Genomic DNA, 15,642 nt, shown 5'->3' with positions numbered 1-15,642 from the left:
ATGAACAAGATGACGGATTTCGTGGACGGGCAGGGGGCAACCCTCTCGCGTGTGGCCGATTTCGCCCTGAACCTGACCCCACGCGATGTGCCGGCCCCGGTGATAGAGCGCGCCGCCCTCCTGATGCTGGACACGCTGGGCATCTGCATCGCCTCAGGCCCGATGCAGGCCGGGGTCCTGGCACGCGAGGCGACGGTCAAGCTCTATGGCTCCGGTGATCCGGATCATGGCGCGCAGATGCTGTTTGATGGCAGGCAGGTCAGCCTGGCCGGTGCGGTTTACGCCGCTGCCACGCAGACCGACAATCTGGATGGTCATGACGGGTTCAACCCGGTCAAGGGCCATGTCGGTGTCGTCACCGTGCCGACGCTGGCGGTGCTGGCGCAAAAGATGCCGGGCCTCTCGGGCCCCGATGCCCTTGCAGCACTTGTCACAGGATACGAGATCGCAGGCCGCGCCGGCATGGCACTGCACGCGACCGTGGCGGATTATCACACATCAGGCGCGTGGAATGCGCTGGGCGTGGCCGCCATGGCCGCACGTCTGCGCGGTCACTCCCGCGAGACCCTGCGCGAGGCTTTTGGGATCGCGGAATTCCACGGCCCACGCAGCCAGATGATGCGTGAGATCGCCAGCCCGACCATGCTGCATGACGGCTCGGGCTGGGGCGCGCTGGCGGGCATGAGTGCGGCCATTCTGGCGGAAAGCGGCTTCACCGGTGCCCCCGCGATCACCGTGGAAGGCACCGGGGCGGCGACCCATTGGGCTGATCTGGGACAGGTCTGGCAGACCCTTGTCCAGTATATCAAACCCTATCCGGTCTGCCGCTGGGCCCATGCGCCCATCGACGCGGCGCGCGAACTTGCCCTGGAACATGGCGTCACCCATGACCAGATCGAGAATGTCATCATCCGCAGCTTTGCCAATGCGATCGCGCTGTATCCCGGCATGCCGGACACGACCTCGAAAGCGCAGTATTCCCTGGCGTTCTCCGTCGCAGCCATGCTTGTGCGCCGCCAGATCGGGCTCGAGCAGATCGCGGGTGACGGTCTGAGCGATCCGGCGGTGGCCAAATTGGTCGCACAGACCCGCCTTGAGGTCAGCGACGAACACGAGGCGCTGTTTCCGGCGCATCGCACGGCGGATGTCGATCTGGTTCTCACCGACGGGCGCGTGCTGAAATCCGGCCTGACCCATGCGCGCGGCGGGGCCGAAAGGCCCTTCGGAGAGGCCGAGATCGTCGAAAAGTTCATGGGCTTTGCTGCCCCGGTTCTGGGCGATGCCCGCGCCGGTGCGATCCGGGATGCCTGTCTGGGGCTGACCGCTGATGGCAGCCTGTTTGCCTCACTCGGTCAGCATCTGGCCGACCCGGTCTAGACCATGAAGACCCCCGTTGTGATCATTCATGCGGATCAGCCCGCCGAGACAGTTCAGATCGTGCGTGACCTGCACCCTGACCTGGAGTTGCACAGCTGCGAAACCTTCGAGGCCCTGCCCGGCGCGATCGCGCAGACCGGTGCCGAGGTCGTCTATTCGATCCGGTTCGATCCGGTCGCGCCCTACCCGCGCGAGGCATTGGTCGAGAACCGCCAGATCAAATGGCTTTCGGTGGGCGGTTCGGGCACTGACCACATAGGCAACTGGGATCCGGCACAGGTGACCGTGACCAATTCAGCAGGCAGCGCCGGGGACATGATGGCCGAATACACCATCGCAGCGATGCTGTCCTTTTCGCTGGATCTGCGCGGCTTTCACAAGGCTCAGCAAAACCACCAGTGGTTGTCGCAGGCTCGAGTGCGCCCCATCCAAGGCGCAACTCTGCTGATTATCGGGCTGGGTCAGACCGGCCGCGCCACGGCCCGCCGGGCCAAAGCGATGGGAATGCATGTTCTGGGTGTGCGTGCGCGCCCGGCCGCCACCCCTGATGTGGATGAAGTGCACGGTACCGAAGCCTTGCACGATCTCTATCCACGCGCGGATTACATTCTGGTCTGTGTCCCGCTGCTGCCCTCAACCCGTGGCCTGATCGATGCCGGTGCCTTCGCGCGCATGAAACCGGGCGCGGTATTGATCGATGTATCGCGAGGCGGCGTGTGCGACGAAGCGGCGCTGATCACAGCTCTCGAGGCGGGACCACTGGCCGGGGCGGCGCTGGATGTCTTCGTCACCGAGCCATTGCCCGAGAACAGCCCGTTCTGGAGCATGCAGAACGTCATCCTGACCCCACATTGCTCAAGCGTCTATGATGGATGGTATCGCCGCACAGCCCGGATGTTCGCCGAAAATCTCCTGCGCTATCGCAGGGGTGCCCCTTTGCATAACGTCGTGGATCCGGCGCGCGGATACTGACCGGGCGCGCCTGTCTTCAAAGCGGTTTGCCGGGAATTGCGCTTCAGATCCGCAGGAAAGGCTGCGCGATTTTCGGCAGCAGCGATTTGAACTGCAGCGGACCGTCGGTCACGGCCAGACAGATGCAATCCTCGCCGATATCCGCCACGGGCGTGTGGTCGAGATCGCTATCCGCGATTTCGACATCGCCGCGCCCAAAGCGCTCGCCATCGTCAATGAACGCGCCCTGAAGCACCATCGTCATCTCGATGCCCTTGTGCCCGTGATCCGGCATGGCAGCCCCTGCCGGTATCAGCAGCAGACGCGCCGAGGCCGCCTTGCTGGTCGGCAGGATCGCCTGCTTCACACCCATGCCAACCGAACGCCATTTGATATTCTCGACATCCCCACCGACATAATCCTGCAACGGTGCCGGCAATATACTGGCCTTGCGGGCAGGCTTGGGTGCCGCCGGTTCCGCGGCGCCTGCTGAGATCAGGGCCATCGTGGCCGCCAGTGCATCGCCGGACAGCTTCACGGTCTCGACCGTTGTCTCTTCCAGGACCGCGCCGCCCACAGCGTCAAAGCTTTCCACCCGCGCGCGGCATTCGTCACACAGCGATATATGGGTAGCGACCATCAGGCTGAAGGCTTCCGGCAGCGTGGCTGCGGAATATGCCATCAAAATAGCGTCGCTCAGATGGTTGTTGATCGTCGTCATCGTTTCACTCACTTCATTTCATGGCGCAAACGGTCCAGCGCCAAACGTATTCTGGATTTGATCGTGCCCAGGGGCAGGCCTGTTTGTTCCGCGATCTGGCTATGGCTCAGATCCCCGAAATAGGCCCGTTCGATCAGTTCTCTCTGTGCATCCGGCAAATCTGCAAGCGCCTGACGCAGTCTTTCACTTTCTTGTTGTAGGACCAGAGTGTCTTCCTGATCCGGCTCGGCTTCGGGGCCCCAGGTCAGCTCTTCCGGCTCGGGGCGTCGTTGTTTGCGCAGCAGGTCGATCTTGCGGTTCCGGGCAATCGTGAAGATCCACGTTGCCACCGATGCCCGCGCGGCATCGAACATATGCGCCTTGTGCCACAGCGTCGCCATGACCTCCTGCGCGCATTCCTCTGCCAGCGTCGCGTCTGCGCCTGACTTCATCAGGAACGCCTTCACGCGCGGCGCGAAATGCGCGAACAGCTCGGCAAAAGCCGCCTGATCCTTACCATCCCTGATGCGCTCGATCTGGTCGATCCAGTCCGCGCGGGCAGTCGTGTCTTTGTCGACCATAAACCCTTGGTCCATTCGTGTCCGATGATGCCCGCTGAGTACAGCGCGCCTTTGCAGAGCACTTACGCCTTTGGTCGTTGCAGGATCAACTGAGATCATCATACAACTGCTTACGCACGCTGGCACTCGTTGGATCACAATTATCACACAGTTTCTTTTGCATCCAATCCCGGCAGTCCCCCGTAAACACAGTCAAGCCCTCTAACGGCGGAGATATATCTGAATGCCATTCGAAATCAGCGCAGGCGCGCCAAAGAAGATTGCCGTTGTCGGCGCCGGAGTATCGGGTATGGGGGCTGCGTTCATGTTGGGCGACGGCAACTCTGTCACCCTGTTCGAGGCCGAACCGCGGCTGGGCGGGCATGCCAGAACGATCATGGCAGGCAAGAACGGCGATCAGCCGGTGGATACAGGCTTCATCGTCTTCAACTATGCCAACTATCCGCATCTTGCCGCTCTGTTCCAGCAACTTGATGTCGCTGTCACCAAAAGCAACATGAGCTTTGGAGCCTCCATCGACGGTGGCCGGTTCGAATACGGCTTGCACTCGCTGGATGCGTTGTTTGCGCAGCGTGGCAATGCGCTCAAGCCCGGCTTCCTGCGCATGGTGCGCGATATCTTTCGCTTCAATGCCAATGCGCTCGGGCTGGCCAAGGCCAATCCTACCCTCACCACGGGCGAATTTCTCGACCTGATGGGCACAGGCGCATGGTTCCGCGATTATTATCTGCTGCCGCTGTCTGGCGCGATCTGGTCCACGCCGACGGAAAAGATCATGGATTTCCCTGCCTATGCGATGGTGCAGTTCTTTGAAAACCACGCGCTGTTGAACCACTCGGGCCAGCACCAGTGGTACACGGTGCAGGGCGGCTCCATCGAATATGTCAACCGTCTGGAACAGGCGATGATCTCCAAGGGGATCGACTTACGCCTTGGCACGCCGGTCCAGGCGGTGCGCCGCACGGTGTCAGGCGTCGAAGTCAAAGCCTGGGGCGGCGACTGGGAAGCATTCGACGACGTGGTCTTCGCCACCCATTCCGATGACAGCCTGAAGATGCTGACCGACCCCTGCGAGCGCGAGCAGAAATCCCTCGGAGCGATCGCCTATCAGCCCAATGACATCATCCTGCACGCAGACACATCCATCATGCCCAGGATCCGCAAGACCTGGGCCAGCTGGGTTTATACCGAGGATTCGGGTGCAAAGTCAGACCGCATCGATCTGACCTACTGGATGAACTCGCTGCAGCCCATCCCGATGGATGACCTGCATTTCGTGACCCTCAACACCAAGCGCACCATCCGCCAAGAGCTGATCTATGATCAGGTCACATTGCGCCATCCGGTCTATGATCTGGCTGCGCTGGCCGCCCAGGATGAGGTGCGCGCCTTCAACGGCACCAATCGCACCTGGTTCTGCGGAGCCTGGATGAAGAACGGCTTTCACGAAGACGGTCTGGGCAGCGCGGTCGAAGTGGTCGAAGCCATGCGCCGCAGCGCCTCCCTCGAGATCGCCGCCGAATGACCAGCGCGATCCATCATATCCAGGGTCAGACCTATCATGGTCGCAAGGGCGAGGTGAGCAATGCATTCCGCTATTCCATCGACTATGTGATGCTGAATGCCGAGGATGTGCTGGACAGTCCACGCCTGTTCAAGCGCAACGCGCGCGGCGTGTGCTCGCTGCTGGACAGCGACCACGGAGGTGCCCCAGGTGCCGGCCAAGGTGCTGCATGGGTGCGCGACGTGCTCGCGGAATACCAACTGCCCAGCCCGTCGCGGATCATGCTGCTGGCTCAGCCCAGGTTCTGGAACCACGTCTTCAATCCGGTCAGCTTCTGGCTGTGCTATTCGGATGCGGATGATCTGACAGCCGTGATTGCCGAAGTCACCAACACCTTTGGCGAACGCCATTCCTATCTGATCCATCATCCCGATCACCGGCCCATTCAGCGGACCGATCGCATGCGCGCCGAGAAGATCTTTTATGTCTCGCCGTTCCAGAAGATCGAAGGCGGCTACGAGTTCCGCTTTGACATCAATGAGGATCGTGTCGGCATCTGGATCGATTACAGCGGTCGCGGGCAGGACGGCCTGATCGCCACGCTCACAGGCGCGCGCAAGGCACTGACCAACCGGTCGATCCTGTCCTCGCTGATCCGCCGGCCGCTGGGCTCGCGCCGCGTGCAGGCGCTGATCCACTGGCAGGCTCTCAAGCTGTGGTGGAAAGGCTCCAGATACCGGGTCCGTCCGACACCGCCCGAACAGGAAGTAACGCGTGGATGACCGTCGTGGCAGCCCATAGAACGTCAGATCGACTGCCAGCCTACGCGCTGTTTGCAGCCCTTCTCGCGGCGGCGGGATTGCCGATCTATATTCACGCACCCAAGTTTTACGTCGATGAATACGGCGTGAGCCTTGCCGCATTGGGCGCTGTCCTCTTCGGGCTGCGCCTTCTGGACGTGGTGCAGGATCCGCTGCTGGGCAAGCTCTCCGAGCGGCTGCGCCACAAACGGGCGCTGACCGTCGGGATCGCGCTGATCGTGATCGCCCTGGCCATGCTGGGCCTCTTCGCGGTACAGCCCCCGATTCCTCCGCTTGTCTGGTTTGCCGCAATGCTGACCGTGGTGTTTTCCGCCTTCAGCTTTCTGACCATCAATTTCTATGCACAAGGCGTGCTCAAGGCCGACCAGATCGAGGGGAACGGCCATCTGCGTCTGGCGCGCTGGCGTGAAACCGGAGCACTTCTTGGCGTCTGTCTGGCGGCCATCGCGCCTGTCGCGCTGGCCTCGGTGATGGATCAGCCCTTTGCCGGCTTTGCGCTGGGATTTGCCATCGTGGCACTGATGGCGCTCATGGCCATGCGTCACGAATGGAATAACGCCGTCACGGCCCCCTCACAGGGGTTTGGCGTAGTTCTGCGTGATCCGCTGGCCCGGCGTCTGTTGCTGATCGCCTTGCTGAACGCCGCCCCCGTCGCCGTCAGCTCGACGCTGTTCCTGTTCTTCGTCGAAAGCCGCCTGCTGGCCCCGGGCATGGAGGGGCCGCTCCTGCTGGTCTTCTTCCTGTCCGCCGCCATGGCAGCCCCGCTCTGGGGCAAACTGGCCGAAACCTATGGACCTAAGCGGGTTTTGCTCTGCGCGATGGTGCTGTCGATCATCGCCTTTGGCTTTGCGATCACGCTGGACGCGGGCGATGTGGCGCTGTTTGCGATCATCTGTCTGGCCTCTGGCGCGGCTTTGGGTGCGGATCTGACGCTGTTGCCTGCGATGTTCGCAACCCGCATGGCCCGGATCGCGCCATCGGCCTCCGAAGGCTTTGGTCTGTGGTCCTTCGTTTCGAAATTCACTCTGGCCTTCGCGGCGGCGATCCTGCTGCCCGCGCTTGACGCGGCGGGTTTCCGCGCGGGGCCGGATAACCCGGAAAACGCTCTGGTTCTTTTGACCCTGCTCTATGCGGCGGTGCCATGCGCGTTGAAAGTGTTGGCGATCATCTTGTTGGCCCGCACGGACATCAAGGAGAACGGATAATGGAGTCTCTAATCTTGGTTCTCTCGGGCGGTGCCATCGTGCTGGCCCTTGGGTACATCAGACAGCGTTTCTGGTCCTTCGTGGCGCAAAAGCCCGAAGACTATGTCAAGGGCCAGCCGCAGTTTGACCTGCGGACCCATCTGAACGGCCCGGTCAAATGCGAGGGCGTCATTTATGGTCCTCTTGGGCGCGTCAGCTCACGGTTCGACGCCGATTTCGATGTCAGCTGGACCGGCAACACCGGCATTCTCAAAGAACATTTCCGCTATGACGACGGCTCGACGCAGGATCGCGAGTGGCAACTCAACCTGGGCAACGACGGACAGATCAAGGCGACAGCCTCGGACGTGGTGGGCACGGGAACCGGCGCTCAGACCGGCTCGGCAGTCTATCTGAACTACAAGTTCCGTCTTCCCCAAGAATCGGGCGGTCACGTGCTGGATGCAGTGGATTGGATGTATCTTGCCCCCAATGGCACGATCGTGAACCGCAGCCAGTTCCGCAAATTCGGCATTCAGGTGGCCGAGCTTGTTGCGACCATGCGCCCCGCCGAAACCGAGCAGAAAAAAGCCGCATGAGATCCTTCAAGGGCAAAACATACTGGCTGGTCGGAGCCAGCGAAGGTCTTGGTGCGGCTCTGGCCCAAAAGCTCAGCGCCGCCGGTGCCCATGTGATCGTGTCCGCGCGCTCCGAGGAAAAGCTGCAGGCCGTGGTCGCCACGCTGGGCGAAACGGCGCGCGCAGTGGCCATGGATGTCGCCGACATGGACAGCGTGCAAACCGCTGCCGCTCGGGTCGGTGAGATCGACGGCGTGGTGTTTCTTGCAGGCGTCTACTGGCCCATGAAGGCCACGCAATGGGATGTCGAAAAGGCCAACGCCATGGCCGATGTCAATTTCACCGGCATGATGCGGGTCATGGGGGTGGCGGTTCCGCCCATGGTGGCGCGCAACCAGGGCCATATCGTCATAACCGGGTCGCTGTCGGGCTTCCGCGGGTTGCCGGGAGCGATCGGTTATGCCGCCTCCAAGGCCGGAACGATGTCGCTTGCCGAAAGCATGTATGCCGATCTCAAGGACACCGGTGTGACCGTACAACTGGCCAATCCCGGTTTCATCAGGACCCGTCTGACCGACAAGAACGATTTCTCCATGCCCTTCATCATGGAACCCGATGCCGCAGCCGATGAAATGATCGCGCATATGCGCACGGATCGCTTCAAGAAAAGCTTCCCGCGGATGTTCTCGCTGGTGTTCCGCGCCAGCCAGTTCATGCCCGATTGGATGTACTACCGCCTGTTTGCGTGAGATCAAAGACTCCCGGCACCAAAGCCCCACAGATGGGTCTTGTGCGAACATGAGGAGTTTTGACATGGAAAACCTGTCTACCGCAAAGATTGCCCAGGTGATCCTGATGAGCCGCGAACTCGGCCGAGCCGAGGGTGAACTACGCGGATTGATCGATCAGATGACCGAGGACGAACAGGCCGAACTGGTGGCCGTGATGTGGATCGGCCGCGGCAGCTTCGAGCCCGAGGAATACGCCGAGGCCGTGCAAACGGCCCTGTCCGAAGCAACGACACCCTGCGCGGATTACCTGATCGGCACTCCGCATCTGTCGGAAAACCTCGAAAACGGCCTCGAGGCCCTGGGCATCTCCTCATCCGACGAAGAAAACGCCCTGTTCTGAGGCCCCCCGCGCCCATCCTTCTTCTTGCTCGAAATACGGCGGGGGTTTGGGGCTGGCCCCCAAAGGCGCTGCCCGCACCGGATCGCGCTAGGCCAGGTGGTCGACAATCGCCAGATGCTGCGCCAGCCGGTCAATCTCGCCCATCCAGGCCCCGACCAGTTTCGGATCCGATGGCGCGGCATGCACACCCGCTGCGATCTGACGGTTCAGAACCGCCTCCACCGCCAGCGAAACCGGGATCGAGACCAGCCGCGCCATGGCCGTGCCGCGCGCATCGCCCCATGCATCCATCGCATAGGTCTGATGCCAGACCGGCTCCCCGTCCTGTTCGGCCTTCAGGCTGACACAGAGGATCACGCGATCCGGCTCGCCCTCGTCATAGGCATTGCTGGCCCAGAACGCATCGGACATCTCTTTGAGCCGCGCCTCACCTTTGGGCCCTTCCAGCGTTTCGATCTCGGAAAACACATCGCTCCAGGCCTCGGCCCAGCCATTCAGGCGCAATGTGCCGCGCACGAACTCTTTCACCGGCCAGGCGGGGTCGAAGTTGTAATCCTCCATGAAGGGCAGGCTGTCGCGGTTGGGATAGACCTCGAAACTCTCCGGGGTCGGCAGCGGAGCGGTATAGCTGGAGATCGCATCCCAGGGACGGTTCACCCGCAATTCCGAGAAATTCCGAATCGACCTGGACGGCGAGCGCAGCGCTTTCAGCACGCCCAGCGGCGACCAGCTGAACTTGTAGCGGAACGGGTTGGCGTGTTTCGGCACGCCGCCGCAATATGAGATGAAGCTGATGGTATTGCCCGGATCAAACGCATCCGAGCCGCGATAGGCCGCCATCAGGGCATGGGCCATGAGATGGTCGATGCCGGGATCAAGCCCGACCTCGTTGACCAGTGCGACACCTGCGTCGCGCGCGGCCGCGTCCAGATTGCGCATCTCCGGCGCGATATAGGAGGACGACACGAAATGCGCGCGCTTCGCGATCGCCCGTTTGGCCAGTGGCACATGCCAGTCACCCGGCAGCATCGACACGACGACGTCGCCCGCCTGCAACTCGGCGTCCAGCGCGTCGATGTCAAAGACGGCGATGGCATCGCTCAGGTCTCCAACCGCATCGCGCGCCTTGTCCAGCGTCCGGTTCCAGACCTTTACGGAATGGCCCGCTTCGATCAGGCGTCGCAGCCCCGGAATGGCCGACAGGCCCGTTCCACACCAGTGAATTGTCATGCGCCAAGCCTTTCCATTTGATCCTTGAATGTCTGTTCTGCCCGTCCCCAGACCCCGTCCTCGAGGTTGCGCAACGTCAGCAGCGAGGGCAAGAGCTGCTCTGCATAATCCTGCGAGCTTTCCACCGGCAAGAGCGACGGCAGATTGTCGATGGCGGTCACGTCCAGCGGCGGTGTCTCATGCACCCGCAGGGCCGGCGCGTCCCATGTGGTCGTGCGATCATAGACCTTGATCGGAGAAAAATCACTGTCCGGATCGCACGAGATATCGCCGATCACCGACAGACGCCGTGCAGCGGTCCTGGCGCTGGCGGGAACAAAGACCGGTGTGCCGGGGCGCGCCAGAATGCAGTTGAGAAAGATATCATGCTGCAGGATTTCCGGGAACGGCCCGCCGCTGGCGGTTTCGGCCATGTCCCAGCGGGTCACCGGCACGCCCATGGCGGTGCACAGATCCGCCGCTCCGGTACCCACGCGCCCCAGCGCTCCGATCACGATCGCCGTGGGCCGGTGAGAGCCGGTAGCCACAAGCTGAGACTGCAAATCCGCCAGCAAATGGGTTGAACTGTCATAGGTCGCGACCGGCCCGCACAGCCCAGAGCCCTGTTGCGCCACCCAGCATTTCAGCGCGACCGCCGCCCCGGCGTATCCCGCCCAATAGCCAAAGGCCGCAACCCGCCGGCCCTCTTCGTTCACAAGATACTCCAGATCATACAGTGTACCCCCGCCCGCACCGAAACGGGCAAGCAGGACCTGACCGGCAGGCTGGCCCTTGTAGGCATGGCCAAACAGGATATGGCGGTGCCTCAGCGGCGTGCCATCGTCGGGCAGTTCCTTGAGGCCGAAAATGATCGCCTCCTCAGGAGCCCCGGGCCAGCTGTTCTCGGGCGTGATGGCGCAGCCCGCCGCGCGATACCCGTCAATCGGGATCGCGCGCACCGAGCTTTCCTCGACGCTCACAGAGATCCCGGCCGCGATCAGCGCCTTGGCACCTTCCGGTGTCAGCCCGACACGTTCTTCATTTGGCCGCTGCTCGGCCCTGACCCACAGATGTGTCATCGACGTCTCAATCCCTTCGCAAGATGCGCTCCGAGAGGGCCGTCTGCACGGACGGGCGCTCCCACATGGCCGCCTGGAACGCGGCGAGTTTGGGAAATGCTGCGATATCCACACCGTCGCCGGCCAGCCAGGTGGATACGACAAACAGATAGGGGTCCGCCAGGCTGAACGCGTCTCCCAGTACATAGGGCCCCGTCATGACATGCTCTTCGACATAGGCCGCGTTTTCGCTCATGTTCTGGGGCATTTTGCGTTTCATATCCGCCCAGGACGAGGGCTCATCCGCCCAACGCATGGCGCGCGCGCCATGGGCGTGGTTCACATGCATGGTGCTTGCCAGATAGACCATGGCGCTGCGCATCCGCGCAGCGTCATAGGGATCGTCAGGAACCAGCCCGGCCTTTGGATGGGTCGCCGCGATGTAATCCAGGATTGCCGCCGTCTCGGTCAGAACACCGCGCGGCGTTTCCAAAGCAGGCACGCGGCCCTTCGGGTTGATCGCCAGATATGCCGCCCCTCGTTGTTCGCTATTGGCAAAATCCACACGGACGCGCGTGTACTCCGCCTGCACCTCGTTGAGCGTGATCGCCACCACAGAGGCAACGCTGCCCGGCGCATAATGCAGCTTGAGCATGAAAGCTCCCTTTCCGTCAGAGATGGGTCTGAGCATAGTGGCGCTCAGGGTGTTCGAGATGTGGAACCGCGTTGAACAGAACCGGCGAGAGCTGATTGCCGATCGGAAAAAGACGATGCATCGAGGTGTTCATGATCGCCAGAGCCACGCGCGCCATCGCGGCAATCTCCAGCCCCATGACCTGTCGCATGGCCATTGCGATCAACCCGCCTGAGGTCACCACAAGGGCCGGGCCATCGCCCTGGCTGATGTCATGCAGCGCCGACATTACGCGATCTTCAAAATTCGCAAAGCTTTCGGGCGCAGACTGGATCTTGCCATCCTTCCAGGCTGTGAAAACCTCGGGCAGATGGACCACGAAGCTTTCGCGCTCGGTCGGGACAGACACGCCATGTTGCGCCTCGAACAGGGAGGCCAGAGTGAAATACTCCAACTCGTTCAGCCGCGCATCCTGCGTGATACCTTCGGAGAACCCCATGCTTTGGGCCGTCTCGATATGCCGGGTCAGCGTGCCGCAAAAGATGCGCGGGTGATGGGCCCGGCTGGCGCGCAGGTGATCACCCAGCCACGCCGCCTGCTGGTGGCCCAGCGGGCTGAGCCGGTCATAGCTTTTCTCGTCGCGGGCACCAGTATTGGCCTGACCGTGTCGGATGAGGGTAATATGGGACATGACAGCCTTTTCGGATAGATTTCCCAAGACTTAGCCGGGCTGCGGCGCGGTGGAAAGAGCATCCCCCCGTCGCCGCGACGAAATTCGCAGGATCGGGGCAAGAGCGTTCGCATCGGAAACCCCGGTGGCGCAATTTCTGCAAGGTGTGTCGGGATTGGGAGTCCGGTCCCGGGGTTGGGCTGATCTATACTGGGCCAACGCGAACAGGAGACAGAAATGTCCGAAAAGATCACTTTCACGCTCGATGGTAAAACCGTCGAGGCAGAAGCCGGGCTCACCATCTGGGAGATTGCCAATGGTCGGGGTCTGGTGATCCCGCATCTGTGCCACAAACCGGCCCCCGGCTATCGCCCGGATGGCAACTGCCGGGCCTGCATGGTCGAGATCGAGGGCGAACGCACGCTGGCGGCCTCCTGTATCCGTGAACCGCGCGAGGGCATGGTTGTGACAACCAACTCGGCGCGCGCGGAAAACGCCCGCAAGATGGTCGTGGAAATGCTGCTGGCCGATCAGCCCGAACGCGATCGGTCACATGACCGCTCGTCGCATCTGTGGGACATGGCGGATGCGAACGGCATATCCGAAAGCCGCTTTCCCAAGCTGGAAGAGGGGCGCATTCCCCTGCTTGACGACAGCCATGTGGCCATGCGCGTCAATCTGGACGCCTGCATTCAATGCGGTCTGTGCGTGCGCGCCTGCCGCGAAGTGCAGGTCAATGATGTGATCGGCATGTCCGGGCGCGGCCATGACAGCTATCCGACCTTCGACATGGCCGATCCCATGGGTGACAGCACCTGTGTGGCCTGTGGCGAATGCGTGCAGGCCTGCCCCACCGGGGCCTTGATGCCGGCGACGGTTCTGGACGATGACCAGCTCGGAGACAGCGCCGATTTCGACAGCGAAGTCGACAGCATCTGCCCCTTCTGCGGTGTCGGCTGCCAGGTCTCGCTCAAGGTCAAGGACGGGCGCGTGAAATACGTCGACGGCATCAATGGCCCGGCGAATGAAGGCCGGCTCTGCGTCAAGGGGCGCTTTGGCTTTGACTATATCCACCACGCCCATCGCCTCACCAAACCGCTGATCCGGCGCGCGGATGCGCCCGCCAAGGGCCTGAACGTCGATCCGGGCAACTGGCAGACCCATTTCCGCGAAGCGACATGGGACGAGGCGCTGGATTTCGCCGCAAACGGCTTGAAGGGCCGGGGCCGTGAAGTCGCCGGTTTCGGATCGGCCAAATGCACCAACGAAGAGGCCTATCTGTTTCAAAAGCTCATCCGTCAGGGCTTTGGTCACAACAACGTCGATCACTGCACGCGGCTGTGCCATGCCTCATCCGTCTCGGCGCTGATCGAGAACGTGGGTTCGGGCGCGGTCACCGCCACGTTCAACCAGATCGAGAACGCGGATGTGGCCATCGTCATCGGTGCCAACCCGATCGAGAACCACCCGGTCGCGGCGACCTATTTCAAGCAATTCACCAAACGCGGCGGCAAGCTGATCGTGATGGATCCGCGCGGGCAGGCCCTGAAACGCTTTGCGACCCATATGCTGCAATTCCGCCCCGGCGCGGATGTGTCGATGCTGAATGCGATCATGCATGTGATCGTCGAGGAAGGTCTCTACGACAAACAATATATCGACGCCTATACCGAGAACTGGGAGGCCGAGAAGGCGCATCTGGCCGGCTTCACCCCCGAAGCGATGAGCAAGATCTGCGGCATCGCCCCCGACACCCTGCGCGCCGTGGCGCGTGATTTTGCCGGCGCAAAGGCTGGCATGATCTTCTGGGGCATGGGCGTGTCCCAGCATATCCACGGCACGGACAACTCGCGCTGCCTGATCTCGCTGGCGCTGATGACGGGTCATGTGGGCCGCCCCGGAACCGGCCTTCATCCGCTGCGCGGCCAGAACAACGTTCAGGGTGCCTCGGATGCGGGGCTGGTGCCGATGTTCCTGCCCGATTACCAGACCGTCACCGATGACGGCGTGCGGTCGGCCTTTACCGATGTCTGGGGCTCGGGGGACTTTTCGAACCAGAAGGGCCTTACAGTCACCGAGATCATGGATGCGGTGCATACCGGCGACATCAAGGCGATGTATGTCCTGGGCGAAAACCCGGCCATGTCCGACCCGGATGTGGAACATGCTCGCGATGCGCTTGCCAAGCTTGATCACCTTGTCGTGCAGGACATCTTCCTGACCGAGACTGCGAATTTTGCCGATGTGATCCTGCCCGCCTCGGCCTTTGCCGAGAAATCCGGCACCGTGACCAACACCAACCGTCAGGTGCAGATGGGCCGCGCCGCCATCGCGCCTCCGGGTGAGGCCAGGGAAGACTGGTGGATCGAAGTCGAACTGGCCAAGCGGCTGGGTCTGGGCTGGTCCTATAGCGGCCCCGCCGAGGTCTTTGCCGAGATGAAGCTGAACATGAAATCGCTCACCAATATCACCTGGGACCGGTTGGAGCGTGAAAACGCTGTCACCTATCCCTCGCTCTCGCCCGAGGATCCGGGTCAGGCGATCGTGTTCGGCGATGGGTTCCCGCGCACCGACGGGCGCGCCCGCTTTACGCCGGCCTCCGTGATCCCGCCCGATGAGGCCCCGGACGCCGAATACCCGATGATCCTGACCACGGGGCGGCAGCTCGAACACTGGCACACGGGGTCGATGACCCGGCGCGCCACGGTTCTGGACGCGGTCGAACCCGAGGCCAACTGTTCGCTCCACCCCAAGACCCTGCGCCGTCTTGGCGTCGCCCCGGGTGGCATGCTGCGCCTGACCACCCGACGCGGATCGATCGAGGTCATGGCCCGCGCAGACCGCGCTGTTGCCGAAGACATGGTGTTCCTGCCTTTCGCCTATGTCGAAGCCGCCGCCAACATCCTCACCAACCCCGCGCTGGACCCCTACGGCAAGATCCCCGAGTTCAAATTCTCGGCCGTCCGGGTCGAGGCCGTCCAAGCACAGGTCGCCGCGGAATAGCGGCGAGCCCGGACGACTGTCCGGTTGGGTCTCGGCTGGCATTCGATTGTTTTGCAACGAATGGCAGCTGTGAGGCCGAAGCCGACCTCGATTGTTTCTGCAGCCTTCGTCAGTATGGGTGGATTGTGTTGAAGAAGTCGGTCGAAATCGCCGATTTCGCGGCTCGGGTCTCTCCGGCAACTGCGGGCCGTTCGGGCTTTGGCCCGGCTGACCGCCTCAAGGCGGCTATCTGGCCGTTCAG

15 protein-coding genes are annotated in these 15,642 nt (G+C 62.2%); 9 read left to right on the top strand and 6 right to left on the bottom strand.

Annotated elements, in window-relative coordinates:
- On the top strand, positions 1–1,377 hold the full coding sequence (locus WAO69_RS02965; protein WP_422176557.1) for an MmgE/PrpD family protein: 1,377 nt from the start codon (positions 1–3) through the stop codon (positions 1,375–1,377).
- 3 nt (positions 1,378–1,380) lie between these two features.
- Complete coding sequence (locus WAO69_RS02960) at positions 1,381–2,349, top strand: D-2-hydroxyacid dehydrogenase (protein WP_422176556.1); 969 nt, start codon at positions 1,381–1,383, stop codon at positions 2,347–2,349.
- Positions 2,350–2,392: 43 nt separating this feature from the next.
- Here the strand turns inward: WAO69_RS02960 and WAO69_RS02955 are convergent, their stop codons facing one another.
- Positions 2,393–3,049, bottom strand: coding sequence for a ChrR family anti-sigma-E factor (locus tag WAO69_RS02955; RefSeq protein WP_422176555.1), 657 nt, complete (start codon positions 3,047–3,049; stop codon positions 2,393–2,395).
- Positions 3,050–3,057: 8 nt separating this feature from the next.
- Positions 3,058–3,609 (bottom strand): sigma-70 family RNA polymerase sigma factor, encoded by a 552-nt coding sequence (locus WAO69_RS02950; RefSeq protein WP_422176554.1) that lies wholly within the window; start codon positions 3,607–3,609, stop codon positions 3,058–3,060.
- A 223-nt stretch (positions 3,610–3,832) separates the two neighbouring features.
- Between WAO69_RS02950 and WAO69_RS02945 the strand changes: the two genes are divergently transcribed.
- From WAO69_RS02945 to WAO69_RS02920, 6 genes are all read left to right on the top strand, one after another.
- A complete protein-coding gene (locus WAO69_RS02945; RefSeq protein WP_422176553.1) occupies positions 3,833–5,134 on the top strand; it encodes an NAD(P)/FAD-dependent oxidoreductase in 1,302 nt (433 codons plus the stop codon).
- Entirely contained in the window at positions 5,131–5,895 is a 765-nt protein-coding gene (locus WAO69_RS02940; RefSeq protein ID WP_422176552.1) for a DUF1365 domain-containing protein, read from the top strand. The genes WAO69_RS02945 and WAO69_RS02940 overlap by 4 nt, the downstream gene beginning before the upstream one ends.
- Positions 5,892–7,139 carry an MFS transporter gene (locus tag WAO69_RS02935; protein ID WP_422176551.1) on the top strand — a complete coding sequence of 416 codons (1,248 nt, stop codon included), beginning with the start codon at positions 5,892–5,894 and terminating at the stop codon, positions 7,137–7,139. The genes WAO69_RS02940 and WAO69_RS02935 overlap by 4 nt, the downstream gene beginning before the upstream one ends.
- Complete coding sequence (locus WAO69_RS02930; RefSeq protein WP_422176550.1) at positions 7,139–7,717, top strand: DUF3833 domain-containing protein; 579 nt, start codon at positions 7,139–7,141, stop codon at positions 7,715–7,717. Before WAO69_RS02935 ends, WAO69_RS02930 begins: the two co-directional genes overlap by 1 nt.
- The gene (locus tag WAO69_RS02925) at positions 7,714–8,445 is read left to right on the top strand and encodes an SDR family NAD(P)-dependent oxidoreductase (protein WP_422176549.1); all 732 of its coding nucleotides are present in this window, start codon (positions 7,714–7,716) and stop codon (positions 8,443–8,445) included. The genes WAO69_RS02930 and WAO69_RS02925 overlap by 4 nt, the downstream gene beginning before the upstream one ends.
- A gap of 64 nt (positions 8,446–8,509) precedes the next feature.
- The gene (locus WAO69_RS02920) at positions 8,510–8,827 is read left to right on the top strand and encodes a DUF3775 domain-containing protein (RefSeq protein ID WP_422176548.1); all 318 of its coding nucleotides are present in this window, start codon (positions 8,510–8,512) and stop codon (positions 8,825–8,827) included.
- 87 nt (positions 8,828–8,914) lie between these two features.
- Here WAO69_RS02920 and WAO69_RS02915 read toward each other — a convergent pair whose 3' ends face one another.
- Genes WAO69_RS02915 through WAO69_RS02900 form a run of 4 tightly spaced genes read right to left on the bottom strand, consistent with a single transcriptional unit; the run spans position 8,915 to position 12,419 of the window.
- Entirely contained in the window at positions 8,915–10,057 is a 1,143-nt protein-coding gene (locus WAO69_RS02915; protein ID WP_422176547.1) for a saccharopine dehydrogenase family protein, read from the bottom strand.
- Positions 10,054–11,115 carry a saccharopine dehydrogenase gene (locus WAO69_RS02910; protein WP_422176546.1) on the bottom strand — a complete coding sequence of 354 codons (1,062 nt, stop codon included), beginning with the start codon at positions 11,113–11,115 and terminating at the stop codon, positions 10,054–10,056. The genes WAO69_RS02915 and WAO69_RS02910 overlap by 4 nt, the downstream gene beginning before the upstream one ends.
- Before the next feature lie 7 nt (positions 11,116–11,122).
- A complete protein-coding gene (locus WAO69_RS02905; RefSeq protein WP_422176545.1) occupies positions 11,123–11,749 on the bottom strand; it encodes a glutathione S-transferase family protein in 627 nt (208 codons plus the stop codon).
- A gap of 16 nt (positions 11,750–11,765) precedes the next feature.
- Positions 11,766–12,419, bottom strand: a complete 654-nt coding sequence (locus WAO69_RS02900; protein ID WP_422176544.1) for a histidine phosphatase family protein — start codon at positions 12,417–12,419, stop codon at positions 11,766–11,768.
- A gap of 216 nt (positions 12,420–12,635) precedes the next feature.
- Between WAO69_RS02900 and fdhF the strand changes: the two genes are divergently transcribed.
- Positions 12,636–15,401, top strand: a complete 2,766-nt coding sequence (gene fdhF / locus WAO69_RS02895) for a formate dehydrogenase subunit alpha (protein ID WP_422176543.1) — start codon at positions 12,636–12,638, stop codon at positions 15,399–15,401.
- Positions 15,402–15,642 lie beyond the last annotated feature (241 nt).

Source organism: Aestuariivita sp., assembly GCF_049276915.1.
Taxonomy (GTDB): Bacteria; Pseudomonadota; Alphaproteobacteria; order Rhodobacterales; family Rhodobacteraceae; genus Aestuariivita.
Note: the sequence above shows the minus strand (reverse complement) of the source record. Positions and strands in the feature narration are given on the sequence as shown.

What these genes read in the sequence shown, in the direction of transcription:
- WAO69_RS02965 (WP_422176557.1), top strand. Translation starts at nt 1, where the DNA reads ATGAACAAGATGACGGATTTCGTGGACGGGCAGGGGGCAACCCTCTCG.
- WAO69_RS02960 (WP_422176556.1), top strand. Translation starts at nt 1,381, where the DNA reads ATGAAGACCCCCGTTGTGATCATTCATGCGGATCAGCCCGCCGAGACA.
- WAO69_RS02955 (WP_422176555.1), bottom strand. Translation starts at nt 3,049, where the DNA reads ATGACGACGATCAACAACCATCTGAGCGACGCTATTTTGATGGCATAT.
- WAO69_RS02950 (WP_422176554.1), bottom strand. Translation starts at nt 3,609, where the DNA reads ATGGTCGACAAAGACACGACTGCCCGCGCGGACTGGATCGACCAGATC.
- WAO69_RS02945 (WP_422176553.1), top strand. Translation starts at nt 3,833, where the DNA reads ATGCCATTCGAAATCAGCGCAGGCGCGCCAAAGAAGATTGCCGTTGTC.
- WAO69_RS02940 (WP_422176552.1), top strand. Translation starts at nt 5,131, where the DNA reads ATGACCAGCGCGATCCATCATATCCAGGGTCAGACCTATCATGGTCGC.
- WAO69_RS02935 (WP_422176551.1), top strand. Translation starts at nt 5,892, where the DNA reads ATGACCGTCGTGGCAGCCCATAGAACGTCAGATCGACTGCCAGCCTAC.
- WAO69_RS02930 (WP_422176550.1), top strand. Translation starts at nt 7,139, where the DNA reads ATGGAGTCTCTAATCTTGGTTCTCTCGGGCGGTGCCATCGTGCTGGCC.
- WAO69_RS02925 (WP_422176549.1), top strand. Translation starts at nt 7,714, where the DNA reads ATGAGATCCTTCAAGGGCAAAACATACTGGCTGGTCGGAGCCAGCGAA.
- WAO69_RS02920 (WP_422176548.1), top strand. Translation starts at nt 8,510, where the DNA reads ATGGAAAACCTGTCTACCGCAAAGATTGCCCAGGTGATCCTGATGAGC.
- WAO69_RS02915 (WP_422176547.1), bottom strand. Translation starts at nt 10,057, where the DNA reads ATGACAATTCACTGGTGTGGAACGGGCCTGTCGGCCATTCCGGGGCTG.
- WAO69_RS02910 (WP_422176546.1), bottom strand. Translation starts at nt 11,115, where the DNA reads ATGACACATCTGTGGGTCAGGGCCGAGCAGCGGCCAAATGAAGAACGT.
- WAO69_RS02905 (WP_422176545.1), bottom strand. Translation starts at nt 11,749, where the DNA reads ATGCTCAAGCTGCATTATGCGCCGGGCAGCGTTGCCTCTGTGGTGGCG.
- WAO69_RS02900 (WP_422176544.1), bottom strand. Translation starts at nt 12,419, where the DNA reads ATGTCCCATATTACCCTCATCCGACACGGTCAGGCCAATACTGGTGCC.
- fdhF (WP_422176543.1), top strand. Translation starts at nt 12,636, where the DNA reads ATGTCCGAAAAGATCACTTTCACGCTCGATGGTAAAACCGTCGAGGCA.